The 22,593-nt window shown below is 48.3% G+C and carries 23 protein-coding genes; 13 read left to right on the top strand and 10 right to left on the bottom strand.

Annotated elements, in window-relative coordinates:
- Positions 1-125 precede the first annotated feature (125 nt).
- From yclJ to phrC, 4 genes are all read left to right on the top strand, one after another.
- Positions 126-809, top strand: coding sequence for a two-component system response regulator YclJ (yclJ, locus tag AC2CGA_RS15835; protein ID WP_003156341.1), 684 nt, complete (start codon positions 126-128; stop codon positions 807-809).
- The gene (yclK, locus tag AC2CGA_RS15830) at positions 796-2,229 is read left to right on the top strand and encodes a two-component system sensor histidine kinase YclK (protein ID WP_162130794.1); all 1,434 of its coding nucleotides are present in this window, start codon (positions 796-798) and stop codon (positions 2,227-2,229) included. Before yclJ ends, yclK begins: the two co-directional genes overlap by 14 nt.
- Positions 2,230-2,381: 152 nt before the next feature.
- Complete coding sequence (locus AC2CGA_RS15825) at positions 2,382-3,530, top strand: Rap family tetratricopeptide repeat protein (protein ID WP_014304340.1); 1,149 nt, start codon at positions 2,382-2,384, stop codon at positions 3,528-3,530.
- A complete protein-coding gene (gene phrC, locus AC2CGA_RS15820; protein ID WP_003156334.1) occupies positions 3,514-3,633 on the top strand; it encodes a phosphatase RapC inhibitor PhrC in 120 nt (39 codons plus the stop codon). The genes AC2CGA_RS15825 and phrC overlap by 17 nt, the downstream gene beginning before the upstream one ends.
- Before the next feature lie 149 nt (positions 3,634-3,782).
- Here phrC and AC2CGA_RS15815 read toward each other — a convergent pair whose 3' ends face one another.
- On the bottom strand, positions 3,783-3,893 hold the full coding sequence (locus tag AC2CGA_RS15815) for a YjcZ family sporulation protein (protein WP_369719092.1): 111 nt from the start codon (positions 3,891-3,893) through the stop codon (positions 3,783-3,785).
- Between the two features lie 79 nt (positions 3,894-3,972).
- Positions 3,973-5,337, bottom strand: a complete 1,365-nt coding sequence (locus AC2CGA_RS15810) for an aspartate kinase (RefSeq protein WP_014304341.1) — start codon at positions 5,335-5,337, stop codon at positions 3,973-3,975.
- A gap of 414 nt (positions 5,338-5,751) precedes the next feature.
- Between AC2CGA_RS15810 and AC2CGA_RS15805 the strand changes: the two genes are divergently transcribed.
- The 4 genes from AC2CGA_RS15805 to AC2CGA_RS15790 are packed head-to-tail and all read left to right on the top strand — an operon-like array spanning position 5,752 to position 9,360.
- Positions 5,752-6,705, top strand: coding sequence for an ABC transporter permease (locus AC2CGA_RS15805; RefSeq protein WP_046559346.1), 954 nt, complete (start codon positions 5,752-5,754; stop codon positions 6,703-6,705).
- Complete coding sequence (locus AC2CGA_RS15800; RefSeq protein ID WP_003156331.1) at positions 6,695-7,642, top strand: iron chelate uptake ABC transporter family permease subunit; 948 nt, start codon at positions 6,695-6,697, stop codon at positions 7,640-7,642. The genes AC2CGA_RS15805 and AC2CGA_RS15800 overlap by 11 nt, the downstream gene beginning before the upstream one ends.
- Positions 7,636-8,394 carry an iron ABC transporter ATP-binding protein gene (locus AC2CGA_RS15795; protein ID WP_003156330.1) on the top strand — a complete coding sequence of 253 codons (759 nt, stop codon included), beginning with the start codon at positions 7,636-7,638 and terminating at the stop codon, positions 8,392-8,394. The genes AC2CGA_RS15800 and AC2CGA_RS15795 overlap by 7 nt, the downstream gene beginning before the upstream one ends.
- Positions 8,395-8,415: 21 nt before the next feature.
- Complete coding sequence (locus AC2CGA_RS15790; protein ID WP_003156329.1) at positions 8,416-9,360, top strand: siderophore ABC transporter substrate-binding protein; 945 nt, start codon at positions 8,416-8,418, stop codon at positions 9,358-9,360.
- A gap of 41 nt (positions 9,361-9,401) precedes the next feature.
- Here the strand turns inward: AC2CGA_RS15790 and AC2CGA_RS15785 are convergent, their stop codons facing one another.
- From AC2CGA_RS15785 to AC2CGA_RS15770, 4 genes are all read right to left on the bottom strand, one after another.
- A complete protein-coding gene (locus AC2CGA_RS15785; protein ID WP_015388705.1) occupies positions 9,402-10,826 on the bottom strand; it encodes an MDR family MFS transporter in 1,425 nt (474 codons plus the stop codon).
- Between the two features lie 17 nt (positions 10,827-10,843).
- The gene (locus AC2CGA_RS15780) at positions 10,844-11,719 is read right to left on the bottom strand and encodes a TetR/AcrR family transcriptional regulator (protein WP_003156326.1); all 876 of its coding nucleotides are present in this window, start codon (positions 11,717-11,719) and stop codon (positions 10,844-10,846) included.
- 160 nt (positions 11,720-11,879) lie between these two features.
- Positions 11,880-12,626: an oxygen-insensitive NADPH nitroreductase gene (gene nfsA, locus AC2CGA_RS15775; RefSeq protein WP_003156324.1), complete on the bottom strand. Its 747-nt coding sequence runs from the start codon at positions 12,624-12,626 to the stop codon at positions 11,880-11,882.
- A gap of 16 nt (positions 12,627-12,642) precedes the next feature.
- The gene (locus AC2CGA_RS15770) at positions 12,643-12,930 is read right to left on the bottom strand and encodes a putative quinol monooxygenase (protein ID WP_003156323.1); all 288 of its coding nucleotides are present in this window, start codon (positions 12,928-12,930) and stop codon (positions 12,643-12,645) included.
- Between the two features lie 141 nt (positions 12,931-13,071).
- On the opposite strand from AC2CGA_RS15770, the gene AC2CGA_RS15765 reads away from it, so the two are divergent.
- Positions 13,072-13,386 carry an ArsR/SmtB family transcription factor gene (locus tag AC2CGA_RS15765; RefSeq protein ID WP_003156322.1) on the top strand — a complete coding sequence of 105 codons (315 nt, stop codon included), beginning with the start codon at positions 13,072-13,074 and terminating at the stop codon, positions 13,384-13,386.
- 27 nt (positions 13,387-13,413) lie between these two features.
- On the opposite strand, the gene gabR is transcribed toward AC2CGA_RS15765, so the two are convergent.
- Positions 13,414-14,823 carry a MocR-like transcriptional regulator GabR gene (gene gabR / locus AC2CGA_RS15760; protein ID WP_024084887.1) on the bottom strand — a complete coding sequence of 470 codons (1,410 nt, stop codon included), beginning with the start codon at positions 14,821-14,823 and terminating at the stop codon, positions 13,414-13,416.
- 107 nt (positions 14,824-14,930) lie between these two features.
- Between gabR and gabT the strand changes: the two genes are divergently transcribed.
- From gabT to gdh, 4 genes are all read left to right on the top strand, one after another.
- Positions 14,931-16,238: a 4-aminobutyrate--2-oxoglutarate transaminase gene (gene gabT / locus AC2CGA_RS15755; protein WP_003156320.1), complete on the top strand. Its 1,308-nt coding sequence runs from the start codon at positions 14,931-14,933 to the stop codon at positions 16,236-16,238.
- Positions 16,239-16,343: 105 nt separating this feature from the next.
- Positions 16,344-17,732 (top strand): succinate-semialdehyde dehydrogenase, encoded by a 1,389-nt coding sequence (gabD, locus tag AC2CGA_RS15750; protein WP_003156319.1) that lies wholly within the window; start codon positions 16,344-16,346, stop codon positions 17,730-17,732.
- Positions 17,733-17,886: 154 nt separating this feature from the next.
- The gene (locus AC2CGA_RS15745; protein WP_003156317.1) at positions 17,887-18,750 is read left to right on the top strand and encodes a RhaT/GlcU family sugar-proton symporter; all 864 of its coding nucleotides are present in this window, start codon (positions 17,887-17,889) and stop codon (positions 18,748-18,750) included.
- A gap of 20 nt (positions 18,751-18,770) precedes the next feature.
- On the top strand, positions 18,771-19,556 hold the full coding sequence (gdh, locus tag AC2CGA_RS15740) for a glucose 1-dehydrogenase (RefSeq protein ID WP_003156315.1): 786 nt from the start codon (positions 18,771-18,773) through the stop codon (positions 19,554-19,556).
- 45 nt (positions 19,557-19,601) lie between these two features.
- On the opposite strand, the gene AC2CGA_RS15735 is transcribed toward gdh, so the two are convergent.
- From AC2CGA_RS15735 to AC2CGA_RS15725, 3 genes are read right to left on the bottom strand one after another with little or no spacing between them, the layout of a single operon-like run.
- Positions 19,602-20,213, bottom strand: a complete 612-nt coding sequence (locus AC2CGA_RS15735) for a YcnI family copper-binding membrane protein (protein ID WP_117614491.1) — start codon at positions 20,211-20,213, stop codon at positions 19,602-19,604.
- 12 nt (positions 20,214-20,225) lie between these two features.
- The gene (locus AC2CGA_RS15730; RefSeq protein WP_014304348.1) at positions 20,226-21,854 is read right to left on the bottom strand and encodes a copper resistance CopC/CopD family protein; all 1,629 of its coding nucleotides are present in this window, start codon (positions 21,852-21,854) and stop codon (positions 20,226-20,228) included.
- A gap of 32 nt (positions 21,855-21,886) precedes the next feature.
- Positions 21,887-22,459, bottom strand: a complete 573-nt coding sequence (locus tag AC2CGA_RS15725) for a DeoR family transcriptional regulator (protein ID WP_014304349.1) — start codon at positions 22,457-22,459, stop codon at positions 21,887-21,889.
- Positions 22,460-22,593: the final 134 nt, after the last annotated feature.

Below are 22,593 nucleotides of genomic sequence, written 5' to 3'. Positions count from 1 at the left end.
ATGAAAAAAATATGAACAAACTATTTCCGGGTGATGAAATAAAAACTAACAATTGTGAAACGCGAAAATATCCGGGTAAAATGGTGCTATTATAAGTAAAAGCGTCAAGATAAACGGAGGACCCAATGAAGATATTAATGATAGAAGACAATATAAGCGTATGCACCATGACGGAAATGTTCTTTTTTAAAGAAGGATTTGAAGCCGAATTTGTCCATGACGGAGTGGAAGGCTATCAGCGGTTCACGGAAGAGGACTGGGATTTGGTCATTCTGGATATTATGCTTCCATCTATGGACGGAGTGACGATCTGCCGGAAAATAAGAGAGACGAGCAGTGTGCCGATTATTATGCTGACCGCAAAGGACACGGAGTCTGATCAGGTGATCGGGTTTGAAATGGGAGCCGACGACTATGTCACCAAGCCGTTCAGCCCGCTGACGCTAGTAGCGCGGATTAAAGCGGTGATCAGAAGATACCGGGCGACGGGGCAGGCCGTAAAAAGCGGCGACTTGATCGAAACGGCGTGTTTTTCAATCAATAAGAAGACGCGGGAAGTGTTTCTGCATGGAAAGCCTGTCGAGAATCTGACGCCGAAGGAATTCGATCTGCTCTTTTATCTCGCACAAAATCCGCGCCAGGTCTTTTCGAGAGAGCAGCTGCTTGAGCAGGTGTGGGGCTATCAATTTTACGGCGATGAACGTACGGTTGATGTTCATATTAAACGGCTGCGCAAAAAACTGTCCAGTGACGAAAAACCGTTTTTATACACGGTGTGGGGGGTAGGATACAAATTTGATGAGGATTAAATACTTATATCAGCTGCTGTTAAGCCATGTCAGCATTTTGATTTTGGCCTTTTTCATCATCATTTCCCTGTTTTCGCACTTTGTGAAAGATTTTGCGTATCAAAATAAAGTGGATGAGCTGTCTTCTTACGCCCAGCAGATCACAAGTGAGCTGAACGGACGCGATCTTGATCTGCGCCGCCTGTATCCGTATCAGGACATGTTAAAAACGCGCGAGACCAGGTTTATTATTTTTGATGAACATCAGCGGCCGTACTTTTTTCCTGACGATATGCCGCCGCGCGAGAAGCTCAAAAGTAAAGAGTGGCACATGCTGAAGCAAGGGAAAACCGTTCAGATCAGAGCGGAGATGAACCGTTTTAATACGGAGGGCTTGGAAGTATCGCTTGTCGCAAAACCGCTTTTGATCAACGATCAATTTAAAGGCGCGGTGCTGCTCGTGTCTCCCGTCAGAGGGGTCGAGCAGATGATCAGCCAGGTCAACCGCTATATGATTTACGCGATTATCAGCACCCTTATCATCACGATTCTGCTGAGCTGGCTTTTATCTAAATTTCACGTTAAGCGGATTCAGACATTGCGGGATGCGACCGGAAAAGTGGCATCCGGGGATTACGATATTTCGCTCAAGAACAGCGGCGGCGATGAAATCGGCATGCTGGCGTCCGATTTCAACATCATGGCCAAAAATCTGAAGCAATCGAGAGAGCAGATTGACCGCCTGGAAAAACGGAGGCGCCAATTTATCGCCGATGTCTCCCATGAGCTGAGAACGCCTTTGACGACCATTAACGGACTTGTGGAGGGGCTTAACAGCAACACCATCCCGGAAAAAGATAAAGAGAAATGCTTCTCGCTGATCAGTGAAGAAACGAAGCGGATGCTCAGGCTCGTGAAAGAAAACTTGGATTATGAAAAAATCAGATCCCAGCAAATCAAACTGGACAAGCTCAGTCTGCCGCTCATCGAGGTGTTTGAAATTATTAAAGAGCATCTCAATCAGCAGGCGGAGGAAAAACAAAATCAGCTGCGGATTCAGGCGGAGGACGGCGTCAAAGTGTTAGCCGATTATGACAGGCTGATCCAGATTCTCGTCAATATCACGAAAAACAGCATTCAATTTACGCAAAACGGAGACATCACGCTGCGCGGGTATGAAGGCTATAAAGAAACGGTGATTGAGATCGAAGACACCGGAATCGGCATCTCCAAAGAGGAAATTGAGCATATATGGGAGCGGTTTTATAAGGCGGACGTGTCCCGGACGAATACGGCATACGGCGAATACGGACTCGGCCTGTCCATCGTCAGGCAGCTCGTTGAAATGCATAAGGGCACGATAGATATTGCCAGCGAAAAAGGAAAAGGCACGACGTTTACAATCCGCCTTCCGCTGAATACGAAACATGAATCATCTTGAAACCGGCAGTCCCGTCTGGCTGCCGGCTGTTTTATCTTCACTCGGAAAATTGCGCTCTGCCGAAACAAAGTTTGCGTGTTTTTCGGGATGGAAAGACACGGAAACGTGATAAAATAACTGGTAAACAGGTCTTGGATGGGGAGGGTGAAGGAATGAAGAGCGGGTTAATTCCTTCTTCAGCAGTCGGGCAGAAAATTAACGAGTGGTATCGATACATCAGAACATTCAGCGTGCCGGATGCGGAGATCTTGAAGGCCGAGATCAAACAAGAGCTTGACCGTATGGAGCCTGATTCAAACTTAGTGCTTTATTATTCCCTCATGGAATTTCGCCATCAGCTGATGCTGGACTACTTGGAGCCGCTGGAAAAACTGAAGATAGAAGACCAGCCGACCCTGTCGGAAATTCTTGATAACATTGATAACAGCCAGGCCGGCCTCAAAGGGCTTCTCGATTATTACGTCAACTTTTTCAAAGGCATGTTTGAATTTGATAAAAGAGAATTTATCTCAGCGATTACATATTATAAACAAGCTGAGAAAAAACTGGCCTTCGTATCGGACCACGTGGAACGGGCGGAGTTTTATTTTAAAGTGGCCGAAGCTTATTATCATATGAAACAAACGTATTTTTCTTTGATACATATAAAAAACGCTTATGAAATTTACGTAGAGCAGGACACATATAACGTCAGGATCATTCAATGCCATTTTGTATTCGGCGTCAATTTAATGGATGAAAGGCGCTTTGAACAGGCGGCCAAACATTTTCAGCACGCTCTGCAAATGGCCGAAAAAGAACAAAAAGCGCAGCTTGTCGGGAGGGCGCTGTATAACCTCGGACTGTGCTACTACAATCAGGACCGCATCGGCGAAGCGATTCCGTACTTTGAACGGGCGGTTGATACATTTGAATCACAAAGAATCGTCAATTCTCTTCCCCAAGCATATTTCCTAATCACACTCATTTACTTTAAACTCGGAAAAAAAGAAAAAGCGTCGGAATATCACAAGCGGGGATATGAATATGCTAAAGAAACAGACGATCCCGTTTACACGGTAAAATTCGAATGGCTGCAGGCTCTGTATCAGGCGAAACCGGATGAGGAAACAATCAGCGCATGTTTCCGTTACCTGGAAGATAAAAATTTATACGCCGATATAGAGGATTTAGCACTAGAAGCAGCTAAATATTACTATGAACAAAATTGCTTTAAGATTTCTTCTGACTATTTTCTGAAAGTCGAAGAGGCAAGGAAACAAATACAAAGGAGTGAGGGTTTGTATGAAATTGAAATCTAAATGGTTTGTTATTTGTTTAGCAGCCGCCGCGATTTTTACAGTGACAGGTGCAGGCCAGACAGATCAGGCTGAATTCCATGTAGCTGAAAGAGGAATGACGTGAGAAGAAAATAACCTGAACAAAGGAAAAGACTGCCCGGGAATGTTCCTGGCAGTCTTTTTTTTGCGCGGCCGGACTTGGACAGCGGCGGAAAACAAAAGAAAACGCCGCAGGTCAAAACCCGCAGCGTCCTCATATAGACGGAGTGATGCTTAGAAACCGCCAACATAGGCAGTACCTACAATAACCAACAGGATAAATAAAACAACGATCAAAGCGAAAGAGCTGATTCCAGAATATCCTGACATGAGCTTCACCTCCATATTGTCTATACCATACAATATGTAAAAGAAGCTGCTTTGTAAGGGATATTAGTGGACAAGAGAAAAAAGAGGCGGTGTCCTATGAGAGTAAGACTCCGGCGAAAAACTCGTCATACAGCGCCCGCACCGCTTGTTTTTCCTGTTCTTCTTTCACCCCGAACATCATGCTGACTTCCGATGACCCCTGATTGATCATTTCGATGTTGACGCCGGCTTCGGACAGTGCTTTGGATGCCCTGGCGGTTGTGCCGACATTATGGCGCATCGCTTCCCCGACGACCATAATCAGCGCCAGGTTGTGCCTGACTGTGACTTCATCTGCTTGAAGTTCCTGCTTCAGACGGGTGACGAGCCTGTGTTCCAGTTCTGAGTCCATCTGATCGTGCCGAAGGATGATCGTGATGTCGTCAATGCCGGATGGAACATGTTCATACGTCAATCCTTCTTCCTCCAAAATGTGAAGGGCTTTGCGGCCGAAACCGATTTCCCGGTTCATTAAATATTTGCTTATGTAAATGCTGCAAAAGCCCGTGTCGCTTGCGATGCCGATGACTGGCCCGTTCGTATTGTCACGGCTGCTGACGACGCGCGTTCCTTTCGCCTCCGGATTATTCGTATTCTTAATCTGAACGGGGATGCCGGCCCGAAAAGCGGGAATCAGCGCTTCATCATGAAAAACGGAAAACCCGGCATAGGAGAGCTCACGCATTTCCCGATACGTCAGTTCGTTAATCTCTTTCGGATGCCGCACGATTGACGGGTTGACGGAATAGACGGCGTCCACATCAGTAAAGTTTTCGTACAGGTCGGCTTTTAAGCCGCTGGCGAGAATGGAGCCGGTAATATCAGAACCGCTCCGGGAAAACGTCACAATCTCATGCTCCTTCGTGTAACCGAAAAATCCCGGAAAAATGATCAAGCCTTCACGGTTTCTCAGACGGTACAAATGATCATAAGACTCAGGGAGCACCTGAGCGCTTCCGGGTTCATTCGTCACAAACAGCCCCGCTTCTTTCGGGCTTACGTATTCGGCTTTCACGCCCTGCCGGCGGAAGTAGGCCGCGATCAGCTTCGCGTTGTTGTCCTCGCCGCTAGCTTTCACCGCATCCATATACTGATCGGGATTGGCTTTGCTGCTGTTTAAGAGAGCGAATAGGTCACTGCGGATTCTTTCTATAATAGAGAAATCCAGGTTCAGCTCACGCGCGATGGCGGCGTACCGTTCAATGACCGGTTCGGCAAGCTCGGGCGCTGCACCATTTTGCAAATAATGCTCCGCACAGCGGATTAACAGATCCGTCACCTTTGTATCGTCCGAGAAGCGTTTTCCCGGCGCCGATACGACGACGGCTTTCCGCGAGGGATCAGCCGTCACGATTTGAAACACTTTCTCAAGCTGGGCTCCTGACGCAAGAGAGCTGCCTCCGAATTTTACAACTTTCATGATTTACATCCCCTAATATTTAAATTTTCTCACAAATTTAATTTTTATTATCTCTCTTTCAAACATGTAAATCAAGGATTTTTTCTATGTGGGGAGAACATTTGTATTTTCATGGAGGAATTTTGCCGCTGTTTGTCAGATTTGTTTCCCGCAAGCGTGTCATCATGTGCAAAAAATGATAAGCAGCCAAATGAAGGTTATAGAAAATCCTGCAAATTCTTGATAGACTGATTGTAAGACAATTTAGTGTACGGCCCGCGGATGACCGTTTTTGAAAGCAAAACTGTATTGACTGCGCTTGGAAAGATGATAAGATTATAGTTGTCGTTGATAATGATAATCATTACGAGTGGGGATATATGGGAGTTGTTTGGCAATCAGTCATACCGTTTGTGATGGGTGCAGGGAGGCAGCATGAAGCTACGTTACTTACTTTTGCTACTGGCGGTTTTGGCGTGTACTTCTATATTTATCGGTGTAGAAGATTTGTCGCCGCTGGATATTTTTCATTTAAATAAAGAACAGGCAGGTACATTGTTTGACAGCCGGCTGCCGCGTTTGGTGAGCATTATCATCGCCGGCATGAGCCTGAGCATCTGCGGATTAATCATGCAGCAGATCAGCCGGAATAAATTTGTATCGCCGACGACTGCGGGAACGATGGACTGGGCAAGGCTCGGAATTTTGATTTCATTAATGATTTTTACGTCAGCGAGCCCGCTTGTGAAAATGTCTATCGCTTTTATTTTCGCGTTGGCGGGAAATTTCCTTTTCATGAAAATCCTCGAGAGAATCAAGTTCAATGATGCGATTTTTATTCCTCTCGTCGGTTTAATGCTTGGGAACATCGTCAGCTCAATCGCCACGTTTATCGCATATAAATACGACCTGATCCAAAACCTGTCATCTTGGCTGCAGGGAGATTTCTCACTGGTCGTTAAAGGCCGGTATGAGCTTTTATATCTGAGTATCCCGCTGGTGATCATCGCTTATGTGTATGCGGATAAATTTACGGTGGCGGGAATGGGAGAGAGCTTTTCCGTCAATCTCGGCCTGAAATACAAACGCGTCGTCAATATCGGTCTGATTATCGTGTCGCTCATCGCTTCACTGGTGATCCTGACCGTCGGGATGCTGCCGTTTCTCGGTTTGATCATTCCCAATATGGTGTCGATTTACAAAGGGGACAACCTGAGGAGCAGCCTGCCTCACACAGCTCTCTTGGGCGCTGTTTTTGTGCTGTTTTGCGACATTTTGGGAAGGGTGATCATCTTCCCGTACGAAATTTCCATCGGCCTGATGGTCGGTGTTATCGGCAGCGGCATCTTCCTGTATATGCTGTTAAGGAGAAAAGCATATGAGTCATAATAAAAAAATTACGCTGCTGGCGGCGCTCGCCATAATATGTATCGGATTCTTTCTGTTCTACGGACTGGGCAATTGGGAATACTCCCTGCCGAGACGATGCTTCAAAGTGCTTGCCATGATGCTCACAGGGGGAGCGATCGCGTTTTCAACGGTCATCTTCCAGACGATTACAAATAACCGCATACTGACACCGGGCATTTTAGGCCTCGATTCCCTGTATATGCTCATTCAGACCGTCATCGTGTTCCTGTTCGGTTCAATGAATATCGTCATGATGAACAAAAATCTTAATTTCGTCATCTCCGTCGGGCTGATGGTGCTCTTGTCACTCGTTTTGTATCAGCTCATGTTTAAAGGCGAGGGGCGGAACGTGTTTTTCCTTCTGCTTGTCGGCGTCGTGTTCGGCACGCTGTTCAACAGTCTGTCATCCTTTATGCAGATGCTGATTGATCCGAATGAGTTCCAGGTTGTTCAGGACAAAATGTTTGCCAGCTTTAACAATATCAACACCGATCTTTTAGGATTTGCCGGTGCTGTCTTTCTTCTGACAGGCATTTATGTCTGGCGGTTCACGCGGTTTTTTGACGTGCTGTCGCTCGGCAGGGAGCACGCCGTCAACCTTGGGATTGATTACGATAAGCTTGTGAAACAGATGCTCATCGTCGTCGCCATTCTTGTGTCTGTCTCTACGGCTCTTGTCGGGCCGATTATGTTTTTAGGACTGCTTGTCGTCAATCTGGCGAGAGAGTTTTTAAAAACCTACAGGCACACGTATTTAATCGCGGGTTCCGTCCTGATCAGCATCGTCGCGCTCGTCGGGGGCCAGTTTGTCGTGGAGAAAGTGTTCACGTTTTCCACGACGCTGAGCGTCATCATTAATTTTGCCGGCGGGATTTATTTTATCTATCTGCTGTTAAAGGAGAATAAATCATGGTAGAGGTCAAAAATGTAAGCAAACAATACGGAGGGAAAACCGTCCTTGAGAAAACGTCTCTATCCATTCAAAAGGGCAGGCTCACCTCGTTTATCGGTCCGAACGGCGCGGGAAAAAGCACGCTGCTGTCTATCATGAGCCGGCTGATTAAGACGGATTCCGGAGAAATCACGGTCGACGGGCAAGAGATCGGGGCCTGTAAAAGCAACGATCTGGCGAAAAAAATCAGCATCCTGAAGCAGACGAACCAAATCAATATCAGACTGACGATTAAAGACCTGGTCAGCTTCGGCAGATTTCCGTATTCCCAGGGGAAACTGACGGATGAAGATTGGGTGCATATCAACCAGGCCCTCAGTTATATGAAGCTGGATGACTTAAAGGATAAATACCTCGATCAGCTCAGCGGAGGCCAGTGTCAGAGGGCGTTTATCGCGATGATCATCGCTCAGGATACGGACTATATTTTTCTCGATGAGCCGCTGAACAATTTAGATATGAAGCATTCCGTTGAAATGATGAAGCTGTTGAAGCGGCTTGTGGAAGACTTCGGAAAAACGGTCGTCGTAGTGATTCACGATATCAACTTCGCATCCGTATATTCAGACCATATCGTCGCACTGAAAAACGGACGGATCGTCAAAGAAGGGCCGGCGGAGGAGATCATTGAAACCTCCGTGCTTGAAGATATTTATGATATGACCATCCCGATTCAAGAGATTGACAGTCAGCGGATCGGTGTGTACTTTTCTTAAAAACCAGATGAGGTGAAAGTCATGAAAAAATTCGCATTGCTATTCATTGCGCTAGTTACGATTTTTGTTGTTTCTGCATGCGGAAACGGGGACAAAACATCAGGCAAATCAAAAGAAACAATCACAATCAAAGATGATCTGAACAAAGAAGGAGTCAAAGTGCCGAAGAATCCGAAAAAAGTCGTCGTATTCAACTTCGGAATGCTGGATACGATGGATGAACTCGGTTTACAGGATCACGTGGCGGGACTTCCGAAACAAAACCTTCCAAAATACTTATCTTCATATAATAGTGATAAATACGCCAATACCGGCGGTTTAAAAGAACCGGATTTTGAAAAAGTCGCGGATATTGATCCGGATTTAATCATTATCGCCCACAGACAATCTGATTCTTATAAAGAGTTCTCAAAAATCGCGCCGACGATTTATCTTGATGATGACTATACAAACTACGTTGACAGATTCAAGCAAAACACTGAAGTGATCGGCAAAATCTTTAACAAAGAAAATGAAGTGAAAGATAAGCTTGCGAAAATCGACAAATCCATTGCCGATCTGAAGAAAAAGACAAGCAGCACGGATAAAAACGGGTTAGTGGTGATGGCGAACGACGGCAAAATCAGCGCGTTCGGATCTAAATCAAGATACGGCTTCATTCATGATGTGTTCGGCGTCAAACCGGCTGACAAAAACATCGAAGCCTCACTGCACGGACAAAGCATTTCCTATGAATATATCGCCAAAACAAACCCTGATTACATGTTTGTCGTTGACCGCGGAACAGCGATCGGCACAAAATCTTCAACAAAACAAGTGGTTGAAAATGATTATGTAAAATCGGTGAAAGCCGTGAAAAACAACCATGTTGTCTACCTTGATTCAGCTACATGGTATTTATCAGGAGGCGGCCTGGAATCCATGGCGCAAATGGTGAAAGAAGTAAAAGACGGAATCGAGAAGTAAAAAAAGAACCCGGTCACATACGTGATCGGGTTCTTTTTGGTTTACCGCGTAACGGCCTGCTGCTGCTCGGGCTGACGCGGTTTTTTCTTCAATGTAAAAGATAGGAGGAAGCCGGCCAGCGCGATGCAGGCGGCTACGACAAAGGCCGCATTCATGCCGTGCAGGGCGGCGTTTGCCGGAGTTGACGCATTGGCGTGCGCGGCCTGGCTGCTCATCACGGAAACCAGCAGCGCCGTACCGATAGAACCGCCGACTTGGCGGACGGTATTGTTCATGGCTGTGCCGTGCGGAATTAAGTGGCGCGGCAGGGCGTTGATTCCCGCTGTCGTCACCGGCATCATAATCATGGCTGTTCCCAAAAGCCGCGCGGTATAAACGACGACAATCCAAATGAGAGACGTCGAGTCCGTCAGATTCATAAACGGCAGGGACGTGAGCAGGATGATGAAGAATCCGGTCATCGCAAGGCCTTTTCCGCCGATTCTGTCAAACACCCGGCCGATAAACGGAGACATCATCCCCATCACAATCGCGCCCGGCAAAAGCATTAATCCGGTATCAAACGCGGAGACGCCCCGGACTTTTTGCGTGTAAAGCGGGAGAATGGTTTCCGTTCCGATCAGCAGCGCGAAAACAAGCGTTCCGAGCAGGGTGGTCAGGCTGAAAATCCCGAAAGAAAACACACGGAATTCCAGCATCGGTTTTTTGAGCTTCATCTGTCTTGCGATAAAGAAAATCAGCGCGGCCGCTCCGACAAGCAGCGAAGTCAGCACTTCAGTACTGGTCCATCCTGAGGAACCGGCGCTTGAGAAGCCGTAAAGCAGCCCGCCGAATCCGAGGGTCGATAAGATCACGGATAAAATATCAATCTGTGTTTCTCGTAATGTCGTGACGTTTTTCATCAGAATAATTGCTAAAAGCAAATCGATGACTGCGATCGGGAAGATGATATAAAACAAAGACCGCCAAGAGAATGCTTCGACCGCCCATCCGGAAAGCGTCGGGCCGATCGCCGGCGCGAACGAAATAACCAAGCCGACCATACCCATGGCGCGGCCGCGCTTTTCCATCGGGAAAATCGTGAGAAATACCGTCTGCATGAGCGGCAGCATAATTCCGGCGCCGGCCGCCTGAATAATTCGGGCCGTTAAGAGCACCGGAAAGTTCGGGGCGAATGCGCCGACAATGGTGCCCGCCGTGAAAATACTCATAGCGGAAATCAGGAGGGTGCGGCTCGTAAATTTCTCTATTAAAAATGCGGTAATCGGAATCAAAATCCCGTTTGTCAGCATAAACGACGTTGTCAGCCATTGCGCTTTGTTGGCATCTATATTGAAGTCATTCATAATGTGCGGCAGCGCCGTGATAAGCAGTGTCTGGTTCAAAATGGCGACGAACGCTCCCGCCAAAAGAATCCCGACAATGACAGAGCGGTTGTATGGTGCAGTTTTAATACTCTTATTCAAGCTGATTCCTTCTTTCTTTATAGTTTGAGCAATGTTTTAACGGCTGCAAGCGGCTGGTGCAGCGGTCCGGCCTGCTCCAAATAACCGATGAGCGCTTTTATAAGAAAATCCCGCGGCTGTTTGTCCGCTGATTCTTTCTCCAGCATAACCGCCGCGGAAGCGAGTCCTGCGGCATCATATTTTTCCTCCGGAAGGGCTGAGACGGCTTCTTTCAGTTCCTTCAGGCTTTCAGCCAGCAATACGGTTTTGTCTTTTGGCTCAAATGAGGAAGCGGAGGCGGTATAAAGGTCAATCATCTCCTGAGGCAAAGCCGTTTCGGTTTTCCTGTTTTCGACGATGAGATTGAGATGGCGGATGATAAAGTCCGTGAGCGGCTCCAGGGCGAGCGGTTCTTTTTCCAGCTTAATCAGCGTGATGCATTCTCTCAGGAGCCCCTGCAGGACGATCACCAGCTCCCATACATAAGGAATAATGTCTTCGCCGTACGTCTGAATCAGTGAATCGCGATGCCAGCAGATAAAGGTGGAGCGGGCCCTGTGAATATGCCGTTTTACCCGCTCATTAATGGAAGAGGGGCTTCCGTACATCAGCATATTAAAAAACTGCTGGTTGCGCCTGAAGCCTTCAAGCTCAGCCATCAGTTTTTTGGCAAACCGTTCCTCAGGGGAGAGGCTCGTTTCTTCATTTAATAATGAAGCGGCCGCTACCATCTGTTTCTGGTTAAAATCGAGCAGCTCCAGGAGCAGGTCTTCCTTTGATTCAAACAGCTTATACAAAGATGCTTTGGAGACTTTGCACTCCTCTGCGATCGCCTGCATCGAGACCGACGAAAAGCTTTTCCCGGAAAAAAGCTTCCTTGCCGCCAGCAGAATATCCGTTTTCTTATCATTCATAAGCCCAGATTCCTTCTTTCGTCACAATAGAAAACCCATCGGTTCACAGAAAACCAATGAGTATATGATGAAAATATTAACAAAAATTTTTACATAGTGTCAACGCTTTTGTTTGAGAAATAGAAAAAACCTGCCGGAGTGTTCCGACAGGCTGATACGTTTATTTATCCGTCTTAAATCCTTGTTTTTCAAGCATTTCACGAATGTGAGGATAATAAACCTGCTTATAGTAGGAAGTGATGCCTTGTGACCAGTTTCTTGTTTCCTGTCCGTCGGTGCGTTTTTTCATGTATTCGGACATCTGCTTGTCATAGGCCTCGATATGGGTTCTTAAATCTTCTTCTTGATACGTTTCATGATGCAGAACGGCTGCTTGCGGCAGACGCGGTTTTTTCGCGGAGCGGTCTGCCGGATGGCCGATGACGAGACCGGAAATCGGGAAAACGTATTTCGGAAGTTTCAGCAATTCAATGATTTCGTCAGGCTTGCCGCGCACGGCGCCGATCGGCACAGTGCCGAGTCCCATTGATTCAGCCGCAGCCGTTGCCGTACCCAGCGCAATCCCGACATCTACGGCTCCGACTAGAACGGACTCTAAACCGTTCGTGATCTCAAGCGGTGTATCATTATATTCTTCAAGCGCAATTTTAGCGCGGTTAAAATCAGCGCAGAATAAAAGGAAAACAGGCGCTTGGTCAATCCACGGCTGGCCGCCGGCCAATTCGGATATTTTTTTCTTCCGCTCCTTATCTTTCACCGCAATAACGGTAAATTGCTGGCCGTTAATGGAAGTCGGCGCTGCCTGAGTTGCTTGGATGATAAGGTCCAACTGCTCATCCGATACGGGTTCATCTGTGTAGCTGCGGATGGAACGGTGGTCTGTTAATATTTGAAGGACTTCGTTCATGTCATTCATCCTTTCGTTACTCTGACAGTTCTGTGCGGACGACGTCAAGCGGCGCACTCAGCACTTCTTTTGCTTTTGCCACGAATCCTTGGAAATGGTCAGTTGCGTTGTGGAATTTCATCGCTTCTTCATCTTTCCATTGCTCAAGCATAACGAATGTATTTTCCTCACCGACTTTTTCGAAAAGATCGTATTGCACATTTCCTTCTTCCGCGCGTGAATGCTGAACAAGTGATTGTGCTTCTCCTAAAAATTCCTCGCGTTTATCCGCTTTTACTTTCATGTAAGCCTGTAAGACGATCATTGTTATTCCTCCTGATTGGGTTTATTTGTTATAGTTCGAATATTATCGAACTAACTGTAACATGTTTCGCAGTGAATGGTAAAGGAAAAACCCTCACCGCCTAAATTGTCACCCGCCGCTTTTATGTGTTACATTTGACTCATGAACATTCCAAACCATCCTGAAACCGACCGCTTACAGCTGACAAAGGTTCTTCATGCTCTGAGTGATCCGCTCCGCTTAGAGCTGGTCAAACAATTGGCGGAAACAACAGAAAAAACGTGCGGTACCTGCGCTGATGTCCGGGTCGCCAAATCAACGCTGTCCCATCACTTCAAAGTGCTGCGGGAAGCGGGTATCGCCCAAGTGCGCATAGACGGGAAGCACCGTTATTATTCCCTGCGCAAAGATGATTTACAAGCGGCGTTTCCCGGCCTGCTGGAGGCGATTTTGCAGACAGAACCGGACCGCTGGTAAATAAGTCCCCGAATTCCGGGGGTTTTTTTATGCGCCGAAAACCGCCCGGTAAAGCCTGAGGACGCCTTCTTGAATATCGCTCTCCTTCAGGCGGGCGAACCCCAGAATGAGCTGCGGCTTATTTGAATCGCCTCCCGCTTTCAGACGGAACCGGCTCATCGCAAACAGATCGAGCTGTTCTGCATCCGCCCGTGCCAATATCTCTTTTTCTGAACGGGCGCAGTCAAACTCAGTGACAAAATGAAGCCCCGCATTGGCGCCCTTTACACTGATTCTTTCTCCGAATGTTTCTTCCAAAGCCGAAATGAGGCGTTCCCGCATGTTCTTATAATGCTGCTTCATCTTTTTAATATGTTTCTGATATTCACCTGAGTCGATAAATTCTTTCAGCGCGAGCTGGGCAAGCGTGCTGCACGTATGCAGGTCATACGTTCTCTCTTTGAACGTCCGCAAAAGCCCGGGCGGCAGAACCATATAGCTGATGCGCAGACCTGGGAAAAGGGATTTTGAAAAGGTCCCCATGTAGATGACATTTTGAAACCGGTCAAGGCTTTGAAGCGCCGGTATCGTATCGGCGTCATATTTAAATTCACTGTCATAATCATCTTCAATGATGAAGCGGCCGTTCTGTTCGGCTGCCCAGTTTAAAAGCTGAATCCGCCGGGAAGCGGGCATGATCACGCCTGAGGGGAATTGATGGGAAGGCGTGGTGATCAATACACAGGGCCGGCGTTTTTCAATTTCAGCCATGGACATGCCTTTTTCATCAAGGCTGATCGTCGCAACCTTTTTCCCGAGGTTTTGCAGCAGCCGGTACATCCTCATATATCCCGGGTTCTCCATGGCGTACAGCGCGTCTTTTGGCAGCAGTTCCGTCAGCAGCTGCGTCAGCATTTGCGTGCCCGCCCCGAGCACGATTTGTTCCGGGCGGCATGTAACGCCTCTTGTCAGGGAAATAAGCCGCGAAATGGTTTCACGGACTTCATATAAGCCTTGCGGATGGACGAGTTCTCCGAGTGTATGAAATGAACGGGCGGCTGCTTTATGCTCACAGCGGAACCAGCTTTTCAAGGGAAAATGCGCCGTATCCACGCTCATATGAGAAAACGAAATCCAGCCGCTCTTATCCGGCTCCCGCTCTTTTAAATCTTCAGGCAATGAGAGCGAAGGGGTTTCTTCATGATAAACCGTATCAATTTCCTCCACGAAAAAGCCTTTTCTTTCGACTGCATATAAATAACCTTCCGAAAGCAGCTGCTGATAAGCTGAATTCACTGAATTCACGCTGACCTTCAGCGTCTCGGCAAGCTCCCGTTTAGACGGCACCTTTGTATGAGGCATCAGGCTGCGTTTCAAAACGGCCGCTTTTATGTGCTGATAGATCTGCTGATAGATATAATCCGCCGTTTCCGAATGATCAATGGAAATCGTCAGCATCCAGACCCTGCTCCTTTCTGATACCATGGATAAATTGATTTTGGTACTTTTCATCATACCAAAAAGAAGACAGAATGATAAGAAAACAATATAGGGGGATGGAATCTATGAGTCGAACAGCATCATCGGAAGTGACAACTGCCCAGTGGCAGCAAAAACGGGATCAATTCGTTTCCAAGGGGGTCGGCAACGGAAACCGCAGCATGGCGGTAAAAGGGGAAGGGGCGCTTTTGTACGATTTGGACGGCAGACGATTCATTGATTTTGCCGGAGCGATCGGAACGCTGAATGTCGGCCATTCTCATCCGAAAGTGGTGGAGGCCGTGAAGAAACAGGCGGAGGATCTGATTCACCCGGGATTTAACGTCATGATGTATCCGTCTTATATTGAGCTGGCCGAAAAACTTTGCGCCCTTGCGCCGGGAGATCATGCGAAAAAAGCGATTTTTCTCAATTCGGGGGCGGAAGCGGTGGAAAACGCCGTGAAAATCGCCAGAAAATATACGAAGCGCCAGGCTGTCGTGTCATTTACAAGAGGGTTCCACGGCCGCACGAACATGACGATGAGCATGACGAGCAAGGTGAAGCCTTATAAATACGGTTTCGGCCCGTTTGCCTCAGAGGTGTATCAAGCGCCGTTTCCTTACTATTATCAAAAGCCGGCCGGCATGAGCGACGAGCAGTATGACGACTTTATCATCAGCGCTTTCGAGGATTTCTTTATCGCCGCAGTCGCACCGGAAACCGTCGCCTGTGTCGTAATGGAGCCGGTTCAGGGAGAAGGCGGCTTCATCATTCCGTCAAAACGTTTCGTGCAGCACGTCGCCGCTTTTTGTAAAAAACACGGTATCGTTTTTGTAGCGGATGAGATTCAGACCGGTTTTGCCAGAACGGGAACGTATTTTGCGATTGAGCATTTCGAAGCCGTTCCGGATTTGATCACCGTATCCAAATCACTTGCGGCCGGATTACCTCTGAGCGGTGTCATCGGCCGGGCGGAAATGCTTGATGCCGCCGCGCCGGGGGAACTCGGTGGCACATATGCGGGAAGCCCGCTCGGCTGTGCGGCTGCGCTCGCGGTCCTGGATATTATTGAAGAAGAAGGGCTGAATCAGCGTTCCGAAGAGATCGGCCGGATCATCGAGCGTCAAGCGCTCGAGTGGAAAAAAGAGCATGCCTGCATCGGAGAAGTGCGCAGACTCGGCGCGATGGCGGCCATCGAAATTGTCAAAGATCCGCACACGCGGGAACCGGATAAAGCAAAAGCCGCGGCGATCGCTAAAACGGCGAACGAGAACGGACTGCTGCTGCTGACGGCCGGCATTAACGGCAACATTATCCGATTCCTGACGCCGCTTGTCGTGACGGATGAGCAGCTCAAAGAAGGCCTTTCCATTATCGAAGCAGCTCTGTGAGTTCAATTATTGGAATCCCGCCGGATGTGTCTGCTATCATGAAAGTGTGAGATACATCAACAAGCATTCAATGGTTTTACTATAGGAAAGAAAGGAATGTTCAATATGCCAGAACAATTAACAGTGTACAACCCGGCAACGGGAGAGGCGATCGAAAGCATCCCCCAGCAGACGGCCGAAGATGTTGAAAAAGCGATTGAACGTTCACATCAAGCGTTTCAATCATGGTCCAAAACATCAGCGGGAGAACGTGCCTCACTTTTGAGAAAATGGTATGAGCTGATTGTTGAAAATAAAGAAGAACTTGCGGAATTAATTACGAAAGAAAACGGCAAACCGTACGAAGAAGCGGTCGGAGAAGTTTTATACGGCGCCGGCTATATTGAATGGTTCGCCGAAGAAGCAAAACGGATTTACGGCAGAACCGTACCTGCGCCGACAACGGGCAAACGGATTGTCGTCACCCGTCAGGCGGTCGGCCCGGTAGCCGCGATCACGCCGTGGAATTTCCCGAATGCGATGATTACAAGAAAAGCCGCGCCCGCTTTGGCGGCAGGCTGTACGTTCATCATCAAACCGGCGGAGGATACGCCGCTTTCCGCTTACGCCCTTGCGCGTCTCGCATATGAAGCGGGAATTCCGAAGGACGTGCTGCAAGTGGTGATCGGTGACGGAGCCGAAATCGGAAACGTCTTCACCAGCAGCCCGAAAATCCGTAAAATTACCTTTACCGGCTCAACGCCTGTCGGCAAAATCCTGATGAAAAACAGCGCCGACACCGTAAAACATATGTCAATGGAGCTTGGCGGACATGCGCCGCTGATCGTGGATGAAGACGCTGATCTTGATCTGGCGGTAGCCCAAACAATGGCCTCTAAATTCAGAAATGCCGGCCAAACCTGCGTCTGTGCGAACCGGCTGATCGTACACGAATCCGTGAAAGACGAGTTTGCGAAAAAACTGAGTGAAGAAGCTGCGAAACTCAAAGTCGGAAACGGTCTTGAAAAAGGCGTAAACGTCGGCCCTGTCATCAACAAAAAAGGCTTCGATAAAATCGTCGGCCAAATTAATGACGCCGTGGAAAAAGGTGCAGAAGTGCTGACGGGCGGAACGTATGACCAAAACGACGAAAAAGGATGCTATTTCGTGACGCCGACCGTGCTTTCAAATGTAGATACATCCATGAACATCATGCATGAAGAAACATTCGGCCCGGTTGCGCCGATCGTTACGTTCTCAGATATTGATGAAGCGATCAAGCTTGCGAACGATACGCCGTTCGGGCTTGCGGCTTATTTCTTCACAGAAAACTACCGCCGCGGCATCTATATTTCTGAACAGCTTGAATACGGCATCATCGGCTGGAATGACGGCGGTCCGTCCGCGGTTCAAGCGCCGTTCGGAGGAATGAAAGAAAGCGGCATCGGCCGTGAAGGCGGTACGGAAGGCATTGAACCGTACCTGGAAACCAAATACATGTCTATCGGACTTTAATGAGCCGAAAAGAAAGCCCCGCTTCTAAGCGGGGCTTTTTTTATTGAGCGGTCTGCCGGTGAATATCGCCGGCAGGCTTTTTTGATATTGCGGGAATAATCGGTTCGATTCCAGACAAAATAACAGCAAATACGATTGAAAGAAGGTCGCCATCATGGATATATTACTGGCTCTTCTCCCGGCTTTATTTTGGGGGAGCATCGTGTTATTTAACGTCAAATTAGGCGGCGGGCCTTACAGCCAGACGCTGGGAACGACAATCGGGGCGCTCATCGTTTCGTTTGTGCTGTATCTGTTTGTCCATCCGGTGCTGTCCGGGCGCATTTTTATTGTCGGCATCATCTCGGGGCTGTTTTGGTCGCTCGGCCAAAGCAATCAGCTTAAAAGCATACAGCTGATGGGCGTTTCAAAAACGATGCCGATATCAACGGGAATGCAGCTCGTCTCGACTTCTTTGTTCGGTGTGATCGTATTCAAAGAATGGTCAACCCCGATCGCGATTACGCTGGGTATTCTCGCCCTTATTTTTATCATCATCGGGATTGTGCTCACATCTTTAGAAGATAAAAAGGGGCGGGCGGACGGAGAACCGGGAAACTTAAAAAAAGGCATTGTCATCCTGCTGATCTCCACGCTCGGCTATTTGGTCTATGTCGTCGTCGCCCGGCTGTTCGGTGTATCCGGATGGTCAGCGCTTCTGCCGCAGGCGATCGGGATGGTCATCGGCGGACTGCTCCTGACGTACAAGCATAAACCGTTTAATAAGTACGCCCTCAAGAACATTCTGCCGGGAATCATCTGGGCGCTCGGGAACATGTTTCTGTTCATCTCACAGCCGCGCGTCGGAGTTGCGACAAGTTTTTCCCTCTCTCAAATGGGGATCGTCATCAGCACGCTCGGCGGAATCTTCATTCTCCGTGAGAGCAAAACGAAGCGTCAGCTGGTCGCCATTGCTATCGGGATTATCCTGATCATTGTAGCCGCGGTATTCTTAGGCGTTGCGAAATCAAATTCATAACATATGCAGGAGGTTTGAACATGTACACGGATTTAAAAGGAAAAGTCGTTGCCATTACGGGAGCTTCATCAGGATTAGGAAAAGCGATGGCGATCCGCTTCGGACAGGAGCAGGCGAAAGTCGTGGTTAACTACTATAGTAATGAAAAAGACGCCCAAACCGTTAAAGAAGAGATTCAAAAAGCGGGAGGCGAAGCTGTCATCGTTCAAGGAGACGTCACAAAAGAAGAAGATGTCAAAAACATCGTGCAGACCGCAGTGAAGGAATTCGGCACATTGGATGTCATGATCAATAACGCCGGCATGGAAAATCCGGTTCAGTCGCATGAAATGCCGCTTAAAGACTGGAACAAAGTTATCAATACCAATCTGACCGGCGCTTTCTTAGGAAGCCGCGAAGCCATAAAATATTACGTAGAGAATGATATTCAAGGAAACGTCATTAACATGTCAAGCGTACATGAAATGATTCCGTGGCCGCTGTTTGTCCACTACGCGGCGAGTAAAGGCGGCATCAAATTGATGACGGAAACGCTGGCGCTTGAGTACGCGCCGAAGCGCATCCGTGTTAACAATATCGGACCGGGCGCCATCAATACGCCGATCAACGCGGAAAAATTTGCCGATCCCGTTCAGAAAAAAGATGTGGAAAGCATGATTCCGATGGGATATATCGGTGAGCCGGAAGAAATCGCGGCTGTCGCCGTCTGGCTTGCTTCAAAGGAATCAAGCTATGTGACCGGGATTACGCTGTTTGCTGACGGGGGAATGACCAAATATCCGTCTTTCCAGGCAGGCCGCGGATAAGAAAAAAAGCGATCGCAGGCTCTTTAGAGCCGGATCGCTTTTTGCTTACGCGCGTTTTTTCTTTACAAGCGCCGCGATGGAAAGGATAATCGCCGCAGCTGACAGAACGATGGCTGCAATATCAAGCGCTGATACGCCGGATTTGCTTTCTTCGTTTGACTGTTCAGCTCCGTGCGCATCCGTCACGCTCGCCGATTTCGTGATTTTCGTAATCGAGTGAGGCGTGTCGGCTTTCTCATCACCCGTCCATTCTACAATGCTGCCGTCTTTGTAATATTGGTAAGCGTCCCAAGCGGCATCTCCGCTCTTTTCAGGATTTTTCGCAACGAATGTGAACTGCTGGAATTGGCCGGGCTGAATGCCGCCGTCCTTTGCTTCCCAAGTGACGGAGACCGCTTTGTCATTATGTTTGGATACGGATGTTTTCCAGCCCGGAATTGGCTGATACTGCTGAAATTCAACGCCGGCGGGCATTTTCAGCACGACTTTCGTTGTCGGCTCATTCTTTTCCACAGGCACTTTCATCGTGTACGTTTCCCAAGAACCGGCCGCGGATTCCGCCGGTTTGACTGAGACGTGGGCGCTTGCTGTCGCCGTAAAACCGACGAGTGACAGGGTCACGGCGGATATGAATAATAAAGCCTTTTTTTTCAACATGAGATACACTCCTTAGTTTGTCGTTGAGAATATTTGGTTGATTTCATTAAAATCGTTTGTCAGCCCGTGGACTTTGATCTTCCAGTTTCCCTTTTCGGTGATGGACAGGTTGGCGGCTTCGAATGTGCCTTCCTTCGTCTTCTTCAAATCAAAGGTGCTTTCATGCTGTTTGCCGCTGAAGCCCGTCTGGTAAACAGTGACCGTAAATTGCTGAATGTCTTTTACTAAGCTGCCGTTATGATCGGTGACAATGACTTGAAATTCATTTTTACCCGGCTGGTTCGGCGTAATGTGCAAGGATAGGGTCTCCCCGTTTCCGATCGTTTCTGAGCCGTTAAAAGGCAACGGCGCGGGCGGAGGCGGACTGGGCAGGCTTGTGAAGACGGCGGTTGTGAATAACACCGCAATGCCTAGTGCCCATTCGGCCTTTATCGTTGCGCTGATGCTCCTTTTTCTGCTGAACTTCGTCATCCATACGTGAACGGCGCCGAGCGCAAGCATGATGACAAACAGTCCGATTTTCAAAAGGAGCGTCTTGCCGTAAGCGGTGTGAAAGAGTGAATCGAACGAGCGGATAATGAAAAATCCGTTCAGCACTCCTGAAAATAACAGCACGCCGACAGAGGCGAACGCCCAAGGAGAAAACCGTCTGACCGTTTCCCAAGCGATGGTTTTATCGGGTTTTCTCCACTCTGATGAAAGAAGCAGCACAAGCGCGGCGATACCGCCCATCCATACAGACGCGGCCGATAAATGGAGAAAGTCCATTGCGATGCCGACCGCTTTTTCGTCGATAACGGCCGCATGCCCGGCGAATGCTTTTGCCAAAAGCGAAGCGAAGAAGAATAACAGCGGCGCCGTCCAGTACGCAAATGACCGGAATGCTTTCTTCTTCAGCAGCGGGATCATGGACAGGGCGAGCAGGATAAATAAGCTGATCTGGATCATCCAGACGTACCCGCCTGCCGTTTTCAGAAGCGTTTCTTTTACATAGTCCGGCTGAAACGCGGCGCTCCAAGCGCCGCCCGCGTTTTCTTTCGTCTGGATCGGGAGCTGGCACACGAGCGCGAGCCCCGTTAAACATAAAGAAATCACGAGCAGCTTTACAGTTCGTTTTGCTTTTGATGAATCTTCATTATTTCTGTACCAAAACAGATGGAAAAAAGCCGTGCCGATAAACAGGGAGAGAGCGGTGTACAAAATACCGCGGTCGATGGCCGCTTCGGGATGAAGCGCCGCTTGCGATGATGTCTGCTCCTGAAGTTCTCCGCCGGCTTTTCCGATGCTGAAAGGGATGACGCCGGATACCGGATGTCCGTCGGCCGATACCGCGTTCCATTCCGCTCTGTAAATATCATGCGGCAGATTTTTTTTCAATGCCGCGGTCATGATGCGGGCATTATTTTTTTGAATCACCGTTTTGCCCGCGTCAACCCGTTCACCGGATGAATTATAGACCTTAATGGAGTGGAAGCCTTCTTCAATCTGTTCATTAAACTCAATTTCAATCTGCTTCGGCGCTTGTTTTAATTCGCTGTTCTCACCCGGATTTGAGTTTGTGATGTAGGCGTGGGCGAAGCTTGTTTTCGGAATCAAAACAAGGAACAGCAAAAAGACGAGCCAGCGTTTGTTCTGTCTCATGGATGATGACACCGCCTTCCGGTTGGTTGTTGTTATGTCTTGCTGCAGGTGCATCCCTTCTGCCTGTCGTGTAAGATGATGTCCGCCGCCTCGTCAAAGGTGCAAATGACCCCGCCGAATCCTTTTTGAAACCGTTCTGCGTAATCAAGCGTTGAGAAGGGAATCGCCTGAGGCCGGCAGCAGTGAAGGTCAATATCGGCATGGACTAAAAAGTATGCGGAAGCTGCCGTCAGCGTCGTCTGAAGAAGAAAATCCTTACAAATGACGTGGGACACTTCATCCTTTTTATCCTCATACCGCAAAATCGCGCAATGAATGCAGCACATCTGCTCAACGGTTTGTGAAACGGTAATAAGCTGAACAGAATACGAATGCTGAATCGGCCGCAGGCAATAGCCGCATTGATTGGCGCTTCGTTCTGAAGCGGGAGGGAGCGTAATGCCGCCGGGTGTCCGGATAATCCGGTTTGCATCCGCCAGCTGATTGACGTCTCTGTACACGGTCATCTCGGAGACGCCGAATCTCTCGCTTATGTCAGAGATTTTCAGCGCGCCCTCTTCTTTCAGCCATTCAAGCAAGGTTTGCTGTCTGTGAATCGGAAGCAATTCTGCATCCTCCTTTTTATGCGAATGAGTGATGAACCTCCCTCTAAGAGTAGATGTTTTCACAAATGCACACAAGAGCCTGATGATAAAATATGTGAAAAAATGTTGAACAATCACAAATGTAAAACACGCAG

The organism is Bacillus sp. SYZHCR11 (genome assembly GCF_057196865.1).
This window is presented reverse-complemented; position numbering and strand designations above follow the sequence as displayed.